Source organism: Streptomyces coeruleoprunus, assembly GCF_039542925.1.
GTDB lineage: Bacteria > Actinomycetota > Actinomycetes > Streptomycetales > Streptomycetaceae > Streptomyces > Streptomyces coeruleoprunus.
Genome location: NZ_BAABIT010000001.1, coordinates 668,578 through 686,453, shown reverse-complemented (window position 1 = coordinate 686,453; position 17,876 = coordinate 668,578). Strand labels below are relative to the sequence as shown.

The 17,876-nt window shown below is 74.9% G+C and carries 10 protein-coding genes; 1 reads left to right on the top strand and 9 read right to left on the bottom strand.

Annotated features, from left to right (window positions below; translation table 11 throughout):
- Positions 1-10: 10 nt before the first annotated feature.
- The 5 genes from ABEB09_RS03255 to ABEB09_RS03235 all read right to left on the bottom strand — a co-directional run bounded on the left by ABEB09_RS03255 (position 11) and on the right by ABEB09_RS03235 (position 7,246).
- On the bottom strand, positions 11-142 hold the full coding sequence (locus ABEB09_RS03255) for a hypothetical protein (protein ID WP_345686892.1): 132 nt from the start codon (positions 140-142) through the stop codon (positions 11-13).
- Positions 130-1,350, bottom strand: coding sequence for a serpin family protein (locus ABEB09_RS03250; protein WP_345686890.1), 1,221 nt, complete (start codon positions 1,348-1,350; stop codon positions 130-132). The genes ABEB09_RS03255 and ABEB09_RS03250 overlap by 13 nt, the downstream gene beginning before the upstream one ends.
- 278 nt (positions 1,351-1,628) lie before the next feature.
- Complete coding sequence (locus tag ABEB09_RS03245; protein ID WP_345686888.1) at positions 1,629-2,900, bottom strand: hypothetical protein; 1,272 nt, start codon at positions 2,898-2,900, stop codon at positions 1,629-1,631.
- Positions 2,901-2,915: 15 nt separating this feature from the next.
- Complete coding sequence (locus ABEB09_RS03240; RefSeq protein ID WP_345686886.1) at positions 2,916-5,132, bottom strand: S8 family serine peptidase; 2,217 nt, start codon at positions 5,130-5,132, stop codon at positions 2,916-2,918.
- Positions 5,132-7,246 (bottom strand): M14 family zinc carboxypeptidase, encoded by a 2,115-nt coding sequence (locus tag ABEB09_RS03235; RefSeq protein ID WP_345686884.1) that lies wholly within the window; start codon positions 7,244-7,246, stop codon positions 5,132-5,134. The genes ABEB09_RS03240 and ABEB09_RS03235 overlap by 1 nt, the downstream gene beginning before the upstream one ends.
- Before the next feature lie 371 nt (positions 7,247-7,617).
- On the opposite strand from ABEB09_RS03235, the gene ABEB09_RS03230 reads away from it, so the two are divergent.
- Entirely contained in the window at positions 7,618-8,280 is a 663-nt protein-coding gene (locus tag ABEB09_RS03230) for a DUF2278 family protein (RefSeq protein WP_345686882.1), read from the top strand.
- 118 nt (positions 8,281-8,398) lie between these two features.
- Here the strand turns inward: ABEB09_RS03230 and ABEB09_RS03225 are convergent, their stop codons facing one another.
- From ABEB09_RS03225 to ABEB09_RS03210, 4 genes are read right to left on the bottom strand one after another with little or no spacing between them, the layout of a single operon-like run.
- A complete protein-coding gene (locus ABEB09_RS03225) occupies positions 8,399-13,603 on the bottom strand; it encodes a NaeI family type II restriction endonuclease (protein ID WP_345686880.1) in 5,205 nt (1,734 codons plus the stop codon).
- Positions 13,596-14,528: an AAA family ATPase gene (locus tag ABEB09_RS03220; RefSeq protein WP_345686878.1), complete on the bottom strand. Its 933-nt coding sequence runs from the start codon at positions 14,526-14,528 to the stop codon at positions 13,596-13,598. Before ABEB09_RS03220 ends, ABEB09_RS03225 begins: the two co-directional genes overlap by 8 nt.
- Complete coding sequence (locus ABEB09_RS03215; RefSeq protein WP_345686876.1) at positions 14,525-16,618, bottom strand: vWA-MoxR associated conflict system protein; 2,094 nt, start codon at positions 16,616-16,618, stop codon at positions 14,525-14,527. Before ABEB09_RS03215 ends, ABEB09_RS03220 begins: the two co-directional genes overlap by 4 nt.
- The gene (locus ABEB09_RS03210; protein ID WP_345686874.1) at positions 16,615-17,610 is read right to left on the bottom strand and encodes an alpha/beta hydrolase; all 996 of its coding nucleotides are present in this window, start codon (positions 17,608-17,610) and stop codon (positions 16,615-16,617) included. The genes ABEB09_RS03215 and ABEB09_RS03210 overlap by 4 nt, the downstream gene beginning before the upstream one ends.
- Positions 17,611-17,876 lie beyond the last annotated feature (266 nt).

Sequence of the window (17,876 nt, the reverse complement as noted above, 5' to 3'; positions counted from 1 at the left end):
GGCGAGCAGGTCAGCGGTCGCCCGGCTGGACGGCGAAGCCGTGCAGGCCGTCGAGGCCGTCGAGCAGCGCCGTCCCGGGCGCCGTCATGCCGTGGCAGCCCCGTCCTCGTCCACGCCCCGCGCGCGGTCCTACACGCCCCACCCGTCCTCGTCGTCGTCATCGGGGAACGGGACCGGGTCCGCCACCCAGCCCGCCGTCAGGACGAGCCGCGAGGCGCGGTGGACGGTCAGGAAGCCGAACGGCCGGTCGAAGACGGCCTCGACGTGACGCACCAGGTACCGCGGAGGCGGTGACATACCGGCGCCCACCGCACCGATCGCCGTCACGGAAGCCGACTCGAAGCCCAGCGCGTCGAACACCGCGAGGGCGGCCTGGCGGGCCGAGCCGACGGCCAGGGGCTCCGGACCGATGCCCGGGAAGTGGCCGCGGCTCGCGTCCATGGCCGCCGACAGACCGAACAGGGCGGGCCGTTCCAGCAGATCGTGGCCCGCCTCGACACGGAACGGAACGGTCAGGACGCCGAGTCGGGGCTCCGGAGTTCGGCTGCGCCGGCTCGACACCCTCAGCCCCGGGCCGGCCTCGCCGAGGGGCAGACGGTCTCCCGGGACGGGGATGGCGGTGCCACCGCCGGACAGCACGCCGAGCCCGTGACCCAGCACCTGCCCAGGCGTCATATCCGGTTCCCCCAAGAGGAGATGGACGTCCACGCCGGTGTCGCCGAGCACCTTGAGCACCGTCAGAGGGCCGTCCGGGGTCTCCGCCACGCCCACCCGGTCCAGCAGAGAGGTGGCGCGGCGCAGCCCGAGCAGGTACCGGCCCTGCCACGGGCCGCCGTCGGGGCTCAGCGCCGTCTCGTGGAAGGGCCGCAGCCAGCGGGTCCGTACCGTCTGCGCGGCCGCGAGGACGAGTGCGGTGTCCTCGTCGACGGCGACCGGCATGCTGCGGATGAGCCCACCGGTGCGCTCCTCGACCCACGCGTCGAGGATCTCGCGGTCGGCCGCCGGGTCGCCGCTGAAGGTGCCGGCCGCCCCGGCGGGCAGCCGCGCCGTCCAGTCGGCGTGCAGCGGCAGGCCGGCCTTGGTCCAGAGCCCGAGGGCGGCCCGGGTCCCGCGGATCGCCCCCATCGCTTCGAGGAAGCCACGGGCCTCCGCCGCGGCCTCGGCGGCGGGCAGCCCCACCGCGTCCTCCAGCTCCGCACGCGCCGACCCGCCGGCCGCGTCCGCGAGGAAGGCGAGCGTCGGCCACAGGCTCGTGGCGGAGAAGACCGTTCCGGCCGGCCCCGCGCAGTTGCTCGCCCACCGTGCGGTGAGCCGGTTCACGGCGCGTACGGAACGTGCTGTCGGCTGCATGACATCCCCCCGGGTCCCTGCGGCGCCGTGATCACCGGCCCCCTCCGCGACACGCGGCTCACGACCCTCGGGTCGACGCGGCCGCGTTCGACTGCACCCTACGCGCCACGATCTCCAGCGGTTTGACGACCGGGTCGCACAGTGCTCGAAGGTGCCCGGCCGCACCCCTTGAGCACCGGAGCTCGCAAGGGGTTCGTGCCGGATGGCTCCGGCACGAACCCCGGGTTGCGCGCTCCCGTCCGGGGCCGAACCCCGGCCGCTCGCGGGAGTGGGCCGCCTCAGCGGAAGCGTGCCCGTGCCGTGGTGCGGGCCGTTTCCGTGCCGCGTTCCACCAGGCGTACGACGATCGTCCGGTGCCCGGCGCCGTACGACGATGTGGTGAGCGCGAACGACCAGTCGGCGAGCCCCGCCGCGGGGCGCCAGGCGGCGGTGTCCACCGGGGCGTTGCGACTGACGACCTGCCACTCGACGCGGGCGTCCGGGGTGACCCGGAACGCCGTCCTCGTGACCGGGGACGGCGTGCCGTCCCGTACGGCACGGGCGTACAGCACGTGGTCGCCCACGGGCAGCCGTCCGGCCTTGGCGCGCCAGGTGCCGGTGGCCTCGTCGAGCTGGGCGGAGATCGGGACGGCGAAGCCCTCGTCGTCCACGGACAGCTGCACCCGGTGCGTCTCCGGGCGGCCGCCGACGCCCTCCGGGTCGGTGCCCGCGTCGGGGAAGGCGAACCGCCCGCCCGCCATGACGGTTTCGCCCTCGGTGACCTCCGTTCCGTCCGCGGGCGAGGCGATGGTGGCGCCGAACGCGAGGCCGGACGGCGGCAGCGGCGCCGGGTCCAGCGACAGCCGGGTGGCGTGGTCGCCCTCGTAGCCCACCACGAGCAGCGCCGTGGTGTCGGAGAGCAGCTGGACGGTCAGCTGTTCCCCGGTGAAGGCGTGCCGGGCGGTCGCGAACTCGATGGTGAGCTTCGTCCAGGCCCCCGTGACCGGCTGGGCGGTGGCCTTGCCGCGGCCGATCTCCCGGTCGGTGGCGAGGAGGACGACGCTCGGGGCCACCAGGGCGGCCGGGGCGCGGGTCTTCACGTACAGCTCGGCCCGCACCTTCGATCCGGAGGCCAGCGGCTCGCCCAGCGTGTCGGTGGCGGGGTGAGCGGCCGTCGGCAGGTACGGCGCGGCGGAGGACAGGGTGTCCCCGACGGCGCAGCCGTCGGCGTCCCCCGCCCGGTCGGTGCGGTCCATGGTCCGCTCGGCCGAGCAGTCCGGCGGCTGGTGGAGGTGGTACGTGAAGGACCGTGCGGAGTAGGGCCCTTGGGGCTGCCCGGCTTCGGCCCGGGCGGCGAGGGTCCTGCGCAGCACGTCGAGCGTGCCGGCCGGCGTGGTGACGTCGTCCGGGCCGGCCGAGATCCCCGTGGGCAGCGGCGCCGGGTCGTCCGTACCGTCGCCGTCCCGGTCGTAGCCGCCCCAGATGCCGTCCCGGACGGCGCGGTCGGCGGCGAAGAACTCGTCCTCGACGGGCCGTTCGGGGAGCAGGGCACGGCCGAGCAGGACGTCCACGGCCCGACGCGCGGTTTAGGGGGTGGCCGCGCCGTACCCCTCGAAGAGGACGTTGCCCGCCGTGTACGGGGAGCCGAGCGGCCAGCTCGCGGACGGCAGGTCGTCCTCGCCCAGCGGGAAGGCGTTCTTCAGGACGGCCTCGCGCAGTTCGGCCCGCGTGAGCCTGCCGTCGTGGAGGTAGGCGCTCTCCGGCACGGCCGCGCCCTCGGCGACGACCTGGCCGCCCTTCTGCCCGGCCCGCTCGTCGCCGACGGCATCACGTACGCGCTGGAGCGTCGTACCGAACACGCCCGCCGTGTACGGGGTGGCGGCGGACGTGCCGCTGAACTGGTCCTGGCAGTGGACACCGGTGTGGCAGGCCGAGGGCAGACTGCCGATGCCCCACGACGACAGGTGGACGGGCATGCCGTCGCCCACCACGGCCCGCTGGTCGTCGCGGCGCAGCGCGCCGACCGTGATGTTCCAGTCGGGTCCCGTCTGGTCGGAGTGCCAGGTGCTCACGGGCACGTCGAAGGCGTTGCCGACGCCGTTGCCGGCGGCGAACAGGACCGTCTGGCCGCGCTCGGCGGCCTCCTTGGTGACCTCTTCGCCGCTGACGACCGGGCCGACGGGCGCGCCGCCCACGTAGCCGAAGGAGTGCGAGGTGATGTCGACCCAGGGGAAGGACGTGGCGACGGTCTCGTCGAGGCCCTCGACCACCACGAGGAGGCAGGTGGGGCAGTAGCCGTAGCGGTTGCCGGCCGAGACGGAGGCGGAGCCGGTGCCGTGGCCGTGGTTGTCGAGGACCGGGTCCGCACCGTCGAGGCTCGCCGAGTACGCCCCGATGATCTTCGTGCCGGGGATCCAGTGCAGCGTGCCGCCGGGCACCCGCGCGCTCGTCCACACCTCCTTGTCCTCGGCGGGGAGGTAGCCCTTGCCGAGGGTGACGGGGATCGCCGGGGTGGAGGCCGGGTAGCCGGGGATGTACTCCGAGGGGTGCCGCGTGAAGTTCCTCGTCAGCGCCAGCACGTCCGGGTCGGGGTAGGCGCGGGCGGAGAACTCCAGGTGGTAGGGGTTGATGCCGGTGTCGGCGATGCCGATGACGGTGACCGGCGGGGCGGCGTCGAGCCGGTCGGCGGGCCCCACGAGCACGGACGTCGTCTCGCGGCGCTCCAGGCCGGCGGCGTCGGTCGCCTTGAGGGTGACCAGGTGGCGGCCCTCCGGCAGGGCGGCGCCGATGTCGGTGCCCGTACCGTCGTCGAAGTGGCCGTCGGCGTCGAGGTCCCAGGCGGTGGCCACGGGCGCGGTGCCCCCGGTGACCCGTCCGCCGAGCCGCTGTGCCGCACCGGTCTCGAAGGCGTACGGGCCGCCGGCCGCGACCGACGGCCGCGGGTCGGCGGTGCCGGTCCGGGCGACGACCCGCGCGGTCACCTCGTCGGCGACGGTGGCCCACTTGACGGCGACGACCTTCCAGGTGCCGGGGGCCGGGGCGGCGACCGAGGTCCGCTCCGGCTGCCCGGACGACTCCGAGCGCGCGACGACGGCACCGGACGGGTCGGTGACCCGCAGGTCGTAGTCCTGCTCCGGCGTCTTCCACGACAGGGTGACGTCCAGGGACCGCACGCCCGGGGGGACCTCGAAGGGGAACTCCACGCCCTGACCGGTGGGGAAGAGGCCGGGCGTCGCGTCCGTCCTCGTCTCGTCGAGGAGCGCGGCGCTGGTCTCCTCGCCCACGGCGACCTCGACCGTGTCGCCGGTACGCGCTCCCGCCGCGTCGGTGACGGTGAGCCGCACCTCGTACGTGCCGGGGGCCAGCCCCGTCGTGTCGAAGGCGGCGCTCGCCGCGTCGGCGTCGGTGAGCCTGCCGTGGGCGGACGTCCAGGTCCAGGTGTAGGGCGCGGTGCCGCCGTGAGCGGCGCCCAGCAGGACCGCCTTCTCGCCCGTCGTGACGAAGGAGCTGTCACCGGCGTCGGCGTGCAGCGGCGCCCGCCCGGCGGGCGCTCCGGGGGCGCCGGGGCGTGCCGTCCCCGTCACGTCGACCGTGCCGCCTACCGGCTGCTTCACCGTGCCGTCCGCGGAGACCCGCTGGTCACCGATGGTGCTGACGGCGACGGCCGGGGCGTCCGACGTGGTGGCCGTGCCGTCCCCTGAGAGGTCCGTGGCGTCCGCGGCGATGGCCGGCGAGGACAGCGCGACGGCCAGCGCGAGGGACGTGACGGCGAAGAGACGTCCGCATCGTCGTATGCGCGCCATCAGCCCTGGCTCCACTTCCGCGCGCAGGCCTTGAGGTCGGCCTTGACGTGCTGTCCCCTGTCGACGACGACGGGCACCTGCTCCAGGACCCTGCCGTCCTTCTCGCACGACAGCGTCCAGTTCTCGACGAGGCCGCCGATCTCGTGCTCGGTCGCGTCGTAGAGCGAGGCGGTGAGCGTCCAGGAGGGCGCTACGGACGCCCAGTTCTCCACGCGCAGGACGTACGTGCCCGGCTCCGGCCGGTCCAGGAGCACGCGCTCCTTCTCCCCGAGGGAGCCGGTCGAACCGCCCACGGGTGTCAGCGTGCCGTCGGCGCCCTTCCGGAACACGTGGAGGTCGAGGTCGTCCGGCGTCGCCCAGTCCAGCCTCACTTCGAGGAGGTCGGCCGCCCGGTCGACGGTGAACTCCCGGTCCGTGGGCTGCGCGGGTGGCGTCGTGCCCGTGTACGTCTGCCGTGCCAGCGGCTCGCTGCCGACCACCCGGATCTGGCGGGCCTTGACGACGGGGCGCGTGGAGGGGTTGACGTGCCAGGTGTAGCCGCCGCCGGCGCCGACGGTCAGGGTCGTGTCCAGGACGTCGCTGATGCTGCCGGACCAGGTGGGCGTGTCGAAACGCTTCTTCAGCCGCAGGGTGGCGCCGGCGGGAGCCCTGCCGCTGACGACCGCGTGCGCCTGCGGATCGGCGGCGCTCTCCAGCGCCAGCAGGAACGCCTCGCGGTTGCCCTTCCCGGCGTACGCGCCCGCGCCCAGGTACTCGTCGACGACCTCCGGGAACGGAGGGTGGAACTCGTCGGGCCCGATCTCGAACGTGTAGCCGTAGCCGCCGGTCGCGTTGTACGACCAGTCCTCGGTCGTGCCGGTCGTGTCGTACAGCTCCCAGCTGTGCTGGCTCGTGTAGCCGTTCTGCGCGGCCATCCGGTCGCCCAGCTCCTTCATCGCCGCCTCGTCCGGCGCGTCGCCGACGGGCAGTCCGTCGGGGCCGGTCGTGTCCGGCGCGACACCGTTCGGGCGCAGGACCAGGTTCGAGAAGGTGTGGTTGGTGATCAGCCCGGTGACGTGCCGGCCGCTGATCAGCTCGCGGATGTTCCGCGTCTCCGGCTCGGAGAACGGCGCGGCACCGCGGTAGGTGGCCTGCACGGGCTCGGCCGCCGCGCCGGGGCCGCCCCAGAAGCCGCCGTAGTTGCGGTTGAGGTCGACGCCCGCGCCGAAGCCGCCGGGGCTGCTCGCCAGGGCGCATTCGCCCGCCAGCGGGGCGAGACCGTCGACGATCCGGCAGTTCTTGCGCTTGTACGCGTTGCCGGGCGTGGCCAGGATCGAGCCGGTGCCGCCCTCGTCGATCGTGCGCAGGTCGACCAGATGGCCGTCGTCGACCGACTTCTCGAAGCCGTCCACGTTGACGACCGGGACGACGATCACGCGTGCCTTCTTCAGCAGCCCGGTGATGCGCTCGTCGCCGCCGTGGTTCTTGACCAGGTCGAAGGCGAACTCGACGGCGTGCTCGCCGGAGGGCCACTCGCGGGCGTGGTGAAGGCCCAGCATGAGGAAGACCGGGCGGCCGTCGTCGACGGCGTCCACGTCGTGCGCGATCTCGACTCCGTACACCTGCTTGCCTTCGAGGCTGCGGTGCGGCAGGGCGAACTTCCTGACCAGGCCCGGATGCCCGGCCGCCAGACGTTCGAGGTCGGCGTTGTAGTCGGCGAGCCGGCGGTAGGTGTCGCGGCCCGACGGCAGCGGCGAGGCCGTGGTGGCGGCGGCGTAGGCGCGGTTCGCGGCGTTCACCTCCGACTCGCGCCGCACAAGGTCGGGGATGCGGACCTGCCAGTCGAGCCCCGCCGTGCGCAGTGCCAGTGCGTCGCCCGCCCCGTGGAGGACGACTTCGACGTAGTCGTGTCCGGCGTGCTCGGTCAGGTCGAGTCCGAGCGCCACCAGCCGGTCCTTGTCGGCGCGGGTGGGCGTTCGCACCGTCACCAGCTGCGGGCGGAACTCGTCCGCCGCGGCCGCGGCGGGCACCGCACCGCCGGGGATCAGCCCGCCACCGGTCGCGGCGACGGCGACCGCGGCGACGGCACAGGCGATCGCCCTGGATCTGCGAGATCGTCGGGATGAAGCGACCACATGAACTCCTGTCGAAAGGAGCTCCGCCTGGTGTGAGGGCATGCCTGTGGGCGGCCGGTTCACCGGGCGTTGCCCGATCCATGGGGGGAGGCGCACGGAACATACCTCAGGTCATGGCATGTACACGAGTGCTTGGGAGGAGATACGGAAGATGGTGTTCCGAGGGTCGGGGCTGCGTCTCCGAGGGCGCTTCCGAAGGGCGGAGCTCCCTCTTCCGGTGCCGGTGGGCGGCCGGCACGGGCACGGCGAGGAGTGCGCACCACGGCCCGCGCGGCACTCGACACCCCGGACCGGCGAGAGGCGTCCGGCAACCGGCGTAGTCGGATGTGGCGGACACCCGGTGGGGTGGGGGCCGTGGTTGGCTGGGTGGCATGCCGCTCGATGCGTACGGTGTGCTGTCCGGGACCCTGCACCGGCACTTCCGCGATCTGCCCGATACGCAGGGCCGCTGGTTCCACGTCAACCTGGAGGTCGACGCGCCCGCCGGGCGCTACCGCTGTGCCGTCGACGTCGACAGCACGATGTCGGCGATCGGGGTGGAGTGGAAGGTCTTCACGCTGGCCCCCCAAGCGCTCGGGCCGGTGGCCGGGCTGGCGGACGGGTATCACGAACTCGCCCGGGAGCCCGGCTCCGGCGCGCTGGACTTCATCAGGCAGCCCGCACTCGCCCACAACCCCGGCTGTACGGCGCTGACACGGCTGCCGAGGTGGCTGCTCAAGGCCCTGGGCGTGCTGACCCCGCCGCGCACCTGGACCGCCGGCTCCCAGCTGGACGCCGCCGAGGCGCTCGAACCGATCCTGGTCCCCGGGCGGCGCGTGCTGATCTTCGGGGAGCCCTTCGAGCCGCCCGGCCGCGGCATGGACAGCATCCACCAGAACCAGGGCGACCCGTTCGGCAGCCAGTGGTGGGACGAGAACGGGATCTGGCAGGACGGGGCGATTCTCACGCGGAGGGAGGACGGGCGGTTCGACGTGTTCCTGTCCAAGTTCTCCAGTCAGGCCGACCGTACGCACTCCGACGGACACCCGGCCTAGCGGGAGCGGCGTGAGCGGGGGCGGGGGGAGCCCCCGGTCTAGCGGGAGCGGGGGCGGGGGCGGGGGCGGCGGTGCCGGCGGGGCCGGCGGGGGTTCGGGAGGTCCTGCGGCCCCCGGTCTAGCGTGGGCGGCGGGGGCTCGGGAGGTCCTGGGGCAGCGGTTCCGCCGGGTCGTCCCGGCCCGCCACCACCCACGCGACGCCGCCGGCCACGATCGAGGGGCGGGTGTGGTGCGGGCGGCGGCGGGTGAGCGCGACGCTCACGTACTCGTCCGCCTCCGGGACGGGGAGGCCCAGCGCCGCGGCCAGCTCCCGGCCCCGGCGATTGCCCCCCAGCACCAGGATGCCCTCGTCCCGCAGGACGGCCGCGGCCTCGCGTACCCGGCGCGAACTGTCCTGACGCCGTGTCACCGCCCGGAGCGCCGCGTCCCGCACCGTCCTGCCCCGCACCTGGCGGAAGAACTCGGCCGTGCGGGCCACAGCCGTCGGCCCGGCAAGGATCCGCTCGCGCTGCGCGGCGGCCATGTGGAGCAGGACGTTCTCCGGCAGCGGAGCCTGGCGGTGCAGCCAGAGGACGGCCGCCTCACGCGCCTCGGGGCGCAGCGCGGCGAGGGAGTCGCGGTTCCGGGTGGGGGTCAGCAGCTCGGGGCGGACGCGCAGGAGGCCCGCCGACCAGAGGGAGTGCGACTCGTCGGCGTGGACGAGGAGGCAGAGACGGCCGTCGGCCCGTGAGTCGAACATCCAGGCGCCCGCCGCCCGGGAGAACTTCAGCTCGAAGGGGAGGGGGCCCGACCTCCCCGGACGGTCCCACACCAGGTCCGGCGGCGCACCCCGGCGGCTCCCCACCAGGTCCGACGACGTGCCCGGGCGGAACGGGAACTCCCGGCACAGGGCGCTCTCAAGGCCCCGACCCAGCAGTGCCCGCTCTCCGGCGTCCAGCTGGGCGAGGTCGAAGCGGCCCGTCGCCTCCGGGGCGAGAGCCGTGTCGATGCAGTCCCTCAGCGCTTTCGCCATCCTGCGGCCGTCCGGGTCCAGCTCGCCGAACACCCTGGCCAGGGCGAGGACATCGGCGTCGTATGCGGACAGGTCGATACGGGGCGTGAGGACGACACAGGTCACCGTCCCCGACGGCGACGTGACCTCGCGCGGCGCGAAGTGCCGCCCCAGCAGGCCTCCCTCGGACGTCACATCGGCGTACGCCTCGGGGGACAGGCACAGCGTCGGCTGGAGCGGGAAGTTGGCCGACGTCCCGCGGAACGCGGCGGACCGCAGCATCGTGAGCGCGAGCTCGACGTCGAGCTCCGACGTCACGTCGCCGGCACGCGGGTCGGCGGTGCCCGTGTGGACGGCCAGACGCACGGCCGGGTGCTGCCCCTCCGCCTCCAGCGCCGAGGGAAGGCGCTCCGTCAGCAGGGCCAGCAACGCGTCGAGCGCAACCGTCCGGTCGACGAAGAGCAGACAGTGGTCGGCGGCCGCGCGGGTGTGCCACGAGGCGACGGTGCTGCCGCTCGCCTCCAGCGTCCTGATGAGCGGCGCCTCGCAGGCGGCCGCGCTCCCGCCCCCCACCGTGTCGATCGCGACGATCGTCCAGGACGCCGGACCGGTGCCGCGCGCGACGGGGGCACCGGGCGCCGCGCCGACCGGCTCCAGCCATCCCGCGGCTTCGCGGGCCCGCGCGGTGTCGAGGAGGCGGAGGACTTCCTCACGTTCGGCGGACGCGTCGGACTCGTCCAGGTACGCGAGGGCCTCCCGAGCCGTCGCCACGGCCTCGTCCGGACGGGCCAGGGCCAGCAGCGTGCGGGCGGTGCGGACGAGGACGGCACCCTCGGCGCGCCGGTCGCCGTCCGACCGGAACAGGTCCCGCATCCGGCGCTGGACGCCGAGGAGTTCGCCGCGCCGGCCCGCGTCGAGCAGCGCCCTTTCCAGGCACAGCAGCGCCTCCCGGGTCTCATGCGCCCCGCCCGGGTCCGGGTACGCCGCGAGGACCTCCTCGGCGAAGTACACGGCCTCATCGGGCCGGAACGTCCTGACCAGTGTCCGGGCGAGAGAGAGGGCGGCGGTCGCCGCACCGTGCCGGTCGCCGTCGTGGCGGAAGTGGGCGAGCGCCGTACGGAAGTCCCTCTCCGCCTCGGTCCACGCCTGGCGCTCCTCGGCCAGCCGGCCGAACAGCAGGGTGGTGAGGCCACGGGTCGCGGTGTCCAGCGACAAGTCCTGGTACGAGATCGCGCGGAGCAGCGCCGCCACCTCGGCCTCCGGCCGCCCGGCCGCGTGCCGGGCGTGCGCGACGGCGACCACGACACGGAGGTGGTCGCCCGCCTCCGGCTCGGCACGGCGGGCACAGTCCCACAGCGCCTCCGCCGCGTGCGCATACCGGGACGCGTACGGAGTGCCGCGCGCCAGGTCGACGAGCAGCAGCAGGAGGGAGGCACAACCCGACAGCTCCGCCGTCCGCTCGGAGAAGGGCGCCACGACGAACGCCAGCGCGTTGGACAGCCAGAGGTCCGCCTCGTCCGGGGCGAACGCCTGCGGCGACGGCTCGACGCCCAACCGCGCGGCGAGCCGCGAGCCCGGCCTGCTCTCCTCGTACAGGGCGGCGGCCGCCGCCAGGTAGAGGCGCAGCAACCGCGCCGACGCCTCGTGCTGTGCCTGCGGGGACACCGCCCAGGTCCGTACGTGGTGCTGGACCGCCTTCGGGAACCGGAAGCAGGAACCGCCTCCGTCCTCCAGCAGGCCTTGAGCCACCAGGTCGTTCAGCGCGACGAGCGCTTCGGCACGTGACGCGCCGAGGAGAGCCGCCGCTTCCGTCGGCGTCACCTCTCCGCTCTCGGCCGGAGCCAGGGACGTGAGCGTCCTGCGGAGCCGGTCCGGAAGCGCCTGCGAGAGGAGCGTCAGGACCGCCCCCGTCCGGTCGGCCGGGAACGCCGCCCGGAGGGAACGGAGCTCCGCCGTGTACCAAAGCGCCGGACACGCCCCGAGCAGCCGGACGGCCAAGGGCCACCAGGAGCCGACCGCCATCAACTCCCGCAGGGAGTCGTGGGCCGCCTCGGCCAAGGAGGCCTGGACCGCTTCGGCCGCCGCGGTCAGCAGGGCGGACGCGTCGGACGGCGTGAGCGGCGCCAGCGTCGTGGTGAAGCCCGGCCGCACGTCCGTCATCGCCGCGTGCGGGGCGGTCACGACGGTGGCGCATCCCGGCTGCTCCACGAGCGCGGCGAGGAAGGGCAGGCGCCTGGGCACGTCGTCCAGCACGAACAACGCCCTCCGGCCGCGCAGCGCGGTGCGCAGGGCGGCGACCAGGGACTCCTGGTCGCGAGGCGGGCCGTCCCCGACGGGTGCGCCGAGGTCCCTCAGGAGCTGGTGGATGACCGCGTCGGCCGGGAGAGGCGCCCCGCGCGAACCGCGCACGTCCACATAGAACCGGCCGTCCGGATAGTGCTCGGCCACCCGGTGCGCCACGTGCAGCGCCAGCGCCGTCCTGCCCGCGCCGGGCGTGTCGTCCAGCGCGGTGATGCAGTGCACCTGGCCGCTCGGTGCCGACAGGCTCCGCACCAGCTCTTCCGTCTGCGTGACGCGGCCGACGAAGGGCGTGGGGGGCGGAGGGAGTGTGGACCTGCCGGGAGGGGTGGCGGGCCCGTCGCCGGTCTCCTCGCCGGAGTGCCCGACCGCGTCGTCGGCCTGCGGCTGCGGCTGCGGCTGCGGCTGTCGCGGTGGCTGTTGCTCCGCGAGGCCCAGCATCTCCAGGACCTGCCGCGACGCGTGGGCGAACGCCTCGCGCTCCGCCCGCAGGTCCTGCGGGCCGTCGCCACCGGAGGCGACCGCGGGCAGGGGAGTCCTGCCATCGCCCCGGGAGGCGACATGACGGTCCAGCGCCTGGTGGACGCGCCAGGCCTCGTGGGCCGGAAGCCGCTCGCGCAGAATCGCCCGTGCCTCGGCGGACAGCAGCAGCTCCACCGGCCCCTCACCGTCCTGTTCCAGCCGGAACAGTCCGCTCGTCACCACCTCCGCGACGTCCGCCGTCGTGGCGTCCGGCACGAGTTCACGGCGGACGATGTGCAGCAACGACAGGCTCATCCGGTCGAACGGGGCGCACAGCACCGCCAGTCGGGCCGCGCGGGGCGCCGCCGTACGCAGGAAGCCCTCAGCGAGCGTCGCCGGGGACACCGGCACGGACCGTGGCCGGCCACCGTCCCGCAGCCGCCCGCCGGGCGGTACGAGGACGGCGGTGCAGCCCTCCGGGTCGCCCCGCATCATGGTGCGCGACCAGCGGTCCAGCGAGTGCGGCGAGAGGGACAGGACGGGTATCGGCAGCCAGGCCCCGGACGCGTCGGCCTCCGGCACGCCGAGCAGGGGCGGCGGTTCGTGAGGGACGCGACTGCGGTGGGCGCCCGGAGCGGTCGGCGTGAACCGGACCGTCGGCAGGTTCAGCCCGCCGCGCCGCCACAGCTTCGTGGGGAGCGGGTTCAGCAGCGCCGTCGGAGTCGCACCCGCCCACTCCCGCAGCAGCCGCCACACCTCCGGCTCCCGCCAGGGGGCCGCCGCGCAGTCCGACACGACCACCACCAGGGTCCGTCCGTCGGCCGACCGCAACGGGCCCGGCGTCCGGGGCAGCCCGTCCCCGTCGAACACGAGGTCCCGCAGCTGAAGCGTCCGGAACGCCCCCAGCCGGTCCAGTACGGCCGTGAACTCGCCGATCGTCTCCTGCCACACCCGCATACCGGGGGAGCGGTCGACGACCAGCGTCAGGTCGAACCACCGCTCCGGGCCCGCCCCGAACACCGGGATCAGCTCACCGCTGCGCGCATAGCCGTCCACCGTCGCCTCGACGTCCAGCTCGCTGCGCCGCCCCTCCGGCCAGACCCGCTTCCACGGCCGCAGCGCCCGGGTGACCTCCAGCGCCCGGGGCAGGACCGTCGCGCGGGGCGCGGCGACCGCATGGCCGCGCACGCGCGTACCGCTGCCCGGCAGGCGCTCGTGCAGCGGGCGCTCCGTCCCCGCGTCCGCCGCACCGGCCGAGGACGGCTCGTCCGGGTCCGTGGCTTCCGGCGACCGCTCCGGGGCCGCGGGTGGTTCCGGGGGCGGGGCGCCCTCGGCCGTGCCGGACGCTCCGGCGGTGTGGGGGCGCGGTGCCGGGCGCGCGCCGGCCGGGGCACCCTGCGTCATCCGGGCGGCCAGCCACAGCGCCTCGGCGAGCTGCGTGCCGTCCAGGTCGCCGAACGTGTCCAGGTCAGGGACGGCCGCCCGTAGGGCCGCCAGCGCCCGGCGGAGCCCGTCCACGCTGGTCGGCCCCGGCGTCGGCTCCCCCTGACCGGTCCCCGGAACGTCACGCATGGGACAGCTCGCGCAGGAGCAGATCCACCACCGCCCGGCGCCGCGCCTCGTCCGGCGCGCTGCCCCCGGCCAGCAGGTGCACGGCGTTGAGCAACTGGTCCACGGCCAGGCTCTCGCCCGCCGTGAGCCGGTCGACGAAGGTGCCGATCAGCTCACCCGCCGTGTCGGACCGGGCCGTCTTCGCGCCCAAGTGGGCCTCCACCACCCGCAGCAGGCTCTCCGTCGTGGGCAGCGGCATCGTGAACCGGATGCAGCGGCGCAGGAAGGCGGCCGGGAAGTCCCGCTCGCCGTTGCTGGTCATCACGATGAACGGGAACTCCGTGCACTGCACGCGCCCCCGCCGCACCTCGTGTCGCGCGTCGCCGCCCCACTCGCGGACCGCGACCACGTCCGTTCCGTACCGCGCCAGCTCCGGGATCTCGAACTCGCCCCGCTCCAGCACGTCGAGCAGATCGCTCGGCAGGTCCAGGTCGCTCTTGTCGATCTCGTCGATCAGCAGGGCGCGCGGCCGCTCCGAAGGCAGCAGCGCCGTACCCAGCGGGCCCATGCGCAGGAACGGGGCGATGTCGTCGCCGCCCGCGCCCTGGAGCCGCTGCGCGTGGATCCGGCCGAGCGCGTCGTACCGGTAGAGCGCGTCCACGAGGCTGCTGCGCGAGGTGATGTGCCAGCGCAGCACCGCTCCCAGGCCCAGTTCGGCCGCCACCTGCTCGATAACGGTCGACTTGCCCGAACCGGCCGGGCCCGTCACGAGCAGCGGACGGCGCAGTACCAGCGCCGCGTTCACCGCCTCGACGAGCCCCGGCGGCGGTACGAACCGCTCGTGCAGGGACGGGCGCGGAAACTCGCGCCACGGCGGGGCCGGGGCGATCTCGACCTGCTTCTCCGGCGTGACGCCGCTGCCGGTGTAGAAGGGCTGCCAGGTCATGCGGGACTCTCCCCATCCGTCGTGAACTGTTCGAACCATCTGCAGAAGTCGAGCCATTCGGGGCCGTCCCACACCGTGCGCAACGGCGCCAGATGCTCCCTGCCGGGTGGCGGCGGGGTCTCGCACCAGCCCCAGCGGTCCCGGTACGCCCGGCAGAACTCGCCGGGCAGCAGATGCCAGTGCGCGTCGACGTAGCCGCGGGCCTCCGGCGGCACGCGGTGGGTGTCGTCCTCCGGCCACAGGACGATGGGGGAGGCGGCGAGCAGTGTCTCCATCAGGTCCTTGAGGTGCGCAGGCCGGTGGCCGAGGGCGACCGCCCGGCTGCGGGGGCCGCCCAGCAGCCGGTTGCCCAGCTCGCGGGGGCGGCCCGTGTCGCCCTCGTCCAGCCAGTCCAGCCGGCTCCCGTCCGGGCAGGCGTCCATCGCGCGCAGCGTCCGGCGGGCGCGGTCGTTGATCCACCACAGATGGTCGGGCGGGTGGATGCGGTCGCTCCACCGCACCACCACCTCGTGCTCGGCACCCAGACGCATCCCGAAGTCGGTCTCCTCCGGCCGCCAGTGGACCAGCAGCGGCGCGGGCGCGGCGATCTCCACGCGGCGCAGCTCCGCGTCGAGCGCCCCCGCCAGACGGGACGCCCACCGCAGCACTTCCCCGATGCGCCGCTCCACCCCCGTCCGGTCGGGCACGCAGTCGAACTCCTCGTGCCGGCGCACCACTCCGTCGTCCAGGAGCCATGCCGCCAGCGACTCCGGCCAGTCGTCGCCGACCGCCGCGTGCAGGCTGACGACCAGGCGCAGCCGCATGTCCCTGGAACGGTCCGCCAGCCGCTCGAACGCGTCGTTGAGGTCGACCTCCGCGCCCACGGCCGCCGCCCAGCCGCGCAGCAGCGGGTCCTGCGCGTCGACCCCCGTTCCGCCGGCGAGCACCGCCAGGAACTCCGCGAGCGGCGCCGTCCGCCGCCGGCCCGCGAGCGGGGCCCGGAGCAGCAGATACTCCACGGCGTCGCGCAGCAGGTCCGTCCCGGACGACTCCGGGAGCGGCGTGGCGGGGTTCGGGCACACCTCGGCGAGGGTGCGCCGCAGCAGCGCCGACGTGAGCCCGGCGCCCGGCCACGAGCCGAGCAGGCCGACCGTGCGGACGGCCGTGCGCAGGGCGTCGACCACGTCGAGCGCCCATCTGCGCTGCGGGGGCGGCAGCGACGCCAGCCGCTCCGGCAGCGCCTCCAGTTCCTGAACGTTCGTCACCAGGGCCGCGTCCGTGCCCGTCACCGGAGACGCGACCGTGTTCGGCGCCTCGCCCGACGTCGCCAAGGCCCTGGCCAGTTCCTCCGTGCCCAGCGGCCCGAGCAGGGCCGATCCGGCGCGGCCGGCGGAGTGACGGGGGTTGTGCGCCAGCCACAGGCGCCCCGTCGCGAACTGGACGCCGTCGTACTCCGTATGGAAGATCGCCTGCCCGGCCGTGCCCCCGTCGCGGCGCACCGCCTCGACGACCTCGGCGGGCAGCAGGGTCTCGCCGCCGCCCGCCAGGCCCTCCTGGAGCACCTTCACCAGGGTCCGGCTGAACCGCAGGCCGTAGGCCGGGGCGTCCGCGGAGGAACCCATCAGCAGGGACAGCCGCGTGTCACCCTGCCGGACGCCGTTCGCCACGGACCTGAGGTCCGGCAGGGCGTTGGCGGCGTGGCAGGTGTCCACGACGGCGATGATCCCGGCGACCCCTTGGGTGTTCAGCGCCCGTGTCAGCAGCGAGCCGACGTCGACGGCGGTGGCGGGCTCCTCCGCGCGCGAGCCGCCCGTCATGAAGTACAGGTCCGTCCCGGAGGCCATGCCGTGGCCCAGCAGCGCCACGACCAGGACCGCGCCCGCCCGGCCCGCACCGAGCGCCGCCGTCAGCACGGCGTCCTCGACCTCCGCCCGGGTGAGCGGTTCGCCGCACAGCAGGGTCGTACCGTGCAGCGGGTCCTTCTCGCACGCGCCCGACCACGGGGACGTCAGCGCGTCGTGCAGCGCCCGCGCCGCGCCGTCCAGCTCCTCCAGGTGACCGAGGTCGGGGCACTGCGCCCCGATCACCAGAGCGTGGCGTGGCTCCGTCATCGGTCCGCGAGGGTCGTCAGGGCCTCGACGAGCGGTCCCGCCACGGCCGGCTGCGCCAGGTACTTCGCCGCCGGGTGCACCCAGGCGCCGTCCGAGTCGATCCGGCTGGTCACCGGTCTGACCGACGAGGTGCTGGGCCGGACGAACTTCTCCAGCTCCGGCCGCGCCGCGACGATGTCGTCCCGGTCCCAGAAGTTGAGCCAGCGGCCCACCGAGTCCGGGGTGCTCAGGGGCTGCGGCCGGACCCGGGGCTGCACGGCCGTGCGCACCCCGAGCGGCGAGCCCAGCGTGATCAGCAGCGGAACCTCGCCCCGGTGCGCGTGCAGGGCCTCCAGGGCCACCACCGTGCCCAGCGAGTGCGCGACGACCACCGTCGGACCCTCGTGGTCCAGGCACGCGGCCACCCGGTCCCGGATCCGCCGGTCGAGGCCGACGCCCCGGTCGTCCGGCTCCCCCCGGTTCAGATAGCGGGCGACCTGGCCGAGCACGGTCGCCGTGGCCCGGGCGCTGAGCCAGCCGCCGAGGGAACGCAGCCCCGGCAGCGCCATCAGACTGGTGAGCGCGTTGACCGCGCGGCGGCCCGGAGCGCCCACGCCCTGCGCCGCGCCCGGCGGGGCGAGCCGGGCCCGCGCGTCGCGCAGCGCCCGCACCTCTGCCGGGGTGAGCGACGGGTCCGTGAGCCGCTCGTCGACGGCCTCCAGAAGCAGCTCGACGACCAGCTCCTCTTCCCGTACGCGCTTCTCCGCGGACTCCGCCCCGGGTCCGGCGGCCGGGCCGGGGGACACCGAACCCTGCGCGCCCGACGCGTGGAAGAGGTCGCCGTAGTAGGCGAACCGGGCGTCCGCCGCCCACCCGCCCGTCAGGCCCGATAAGTGTGCGGAGTGCCCGGCGGCCCTGGCTCCATGGGCCGCCGCACGCAGCCACTCGTCCAGCTCGGCGCCCGGGTCCCGGGGACCACCGATGCCGTGGACGAACACAAGACGCGGCTTCATCGCTTCCCCCCGATCGACATTCAGGATTTTCGACGATCTTTCCGCGTCCTGGCGAGCGCGGGCAACCCATGTGGATAACCCCCCGCATCCACCCGTATTCCCTGCACCCGCGCACGGGCGGTCGCTTGCGTCACAGCCGCCCCACGCCACTCCACGGCACGCCACGCCGCTCCAAGCCGCTGTTCACCTCCGCAGCCACTCCACGCCCCCGCGCCGCTCCGCCGATCGGGTGCCGGACCGCCCGTCCCGGTGTGCCGACGGCCGCG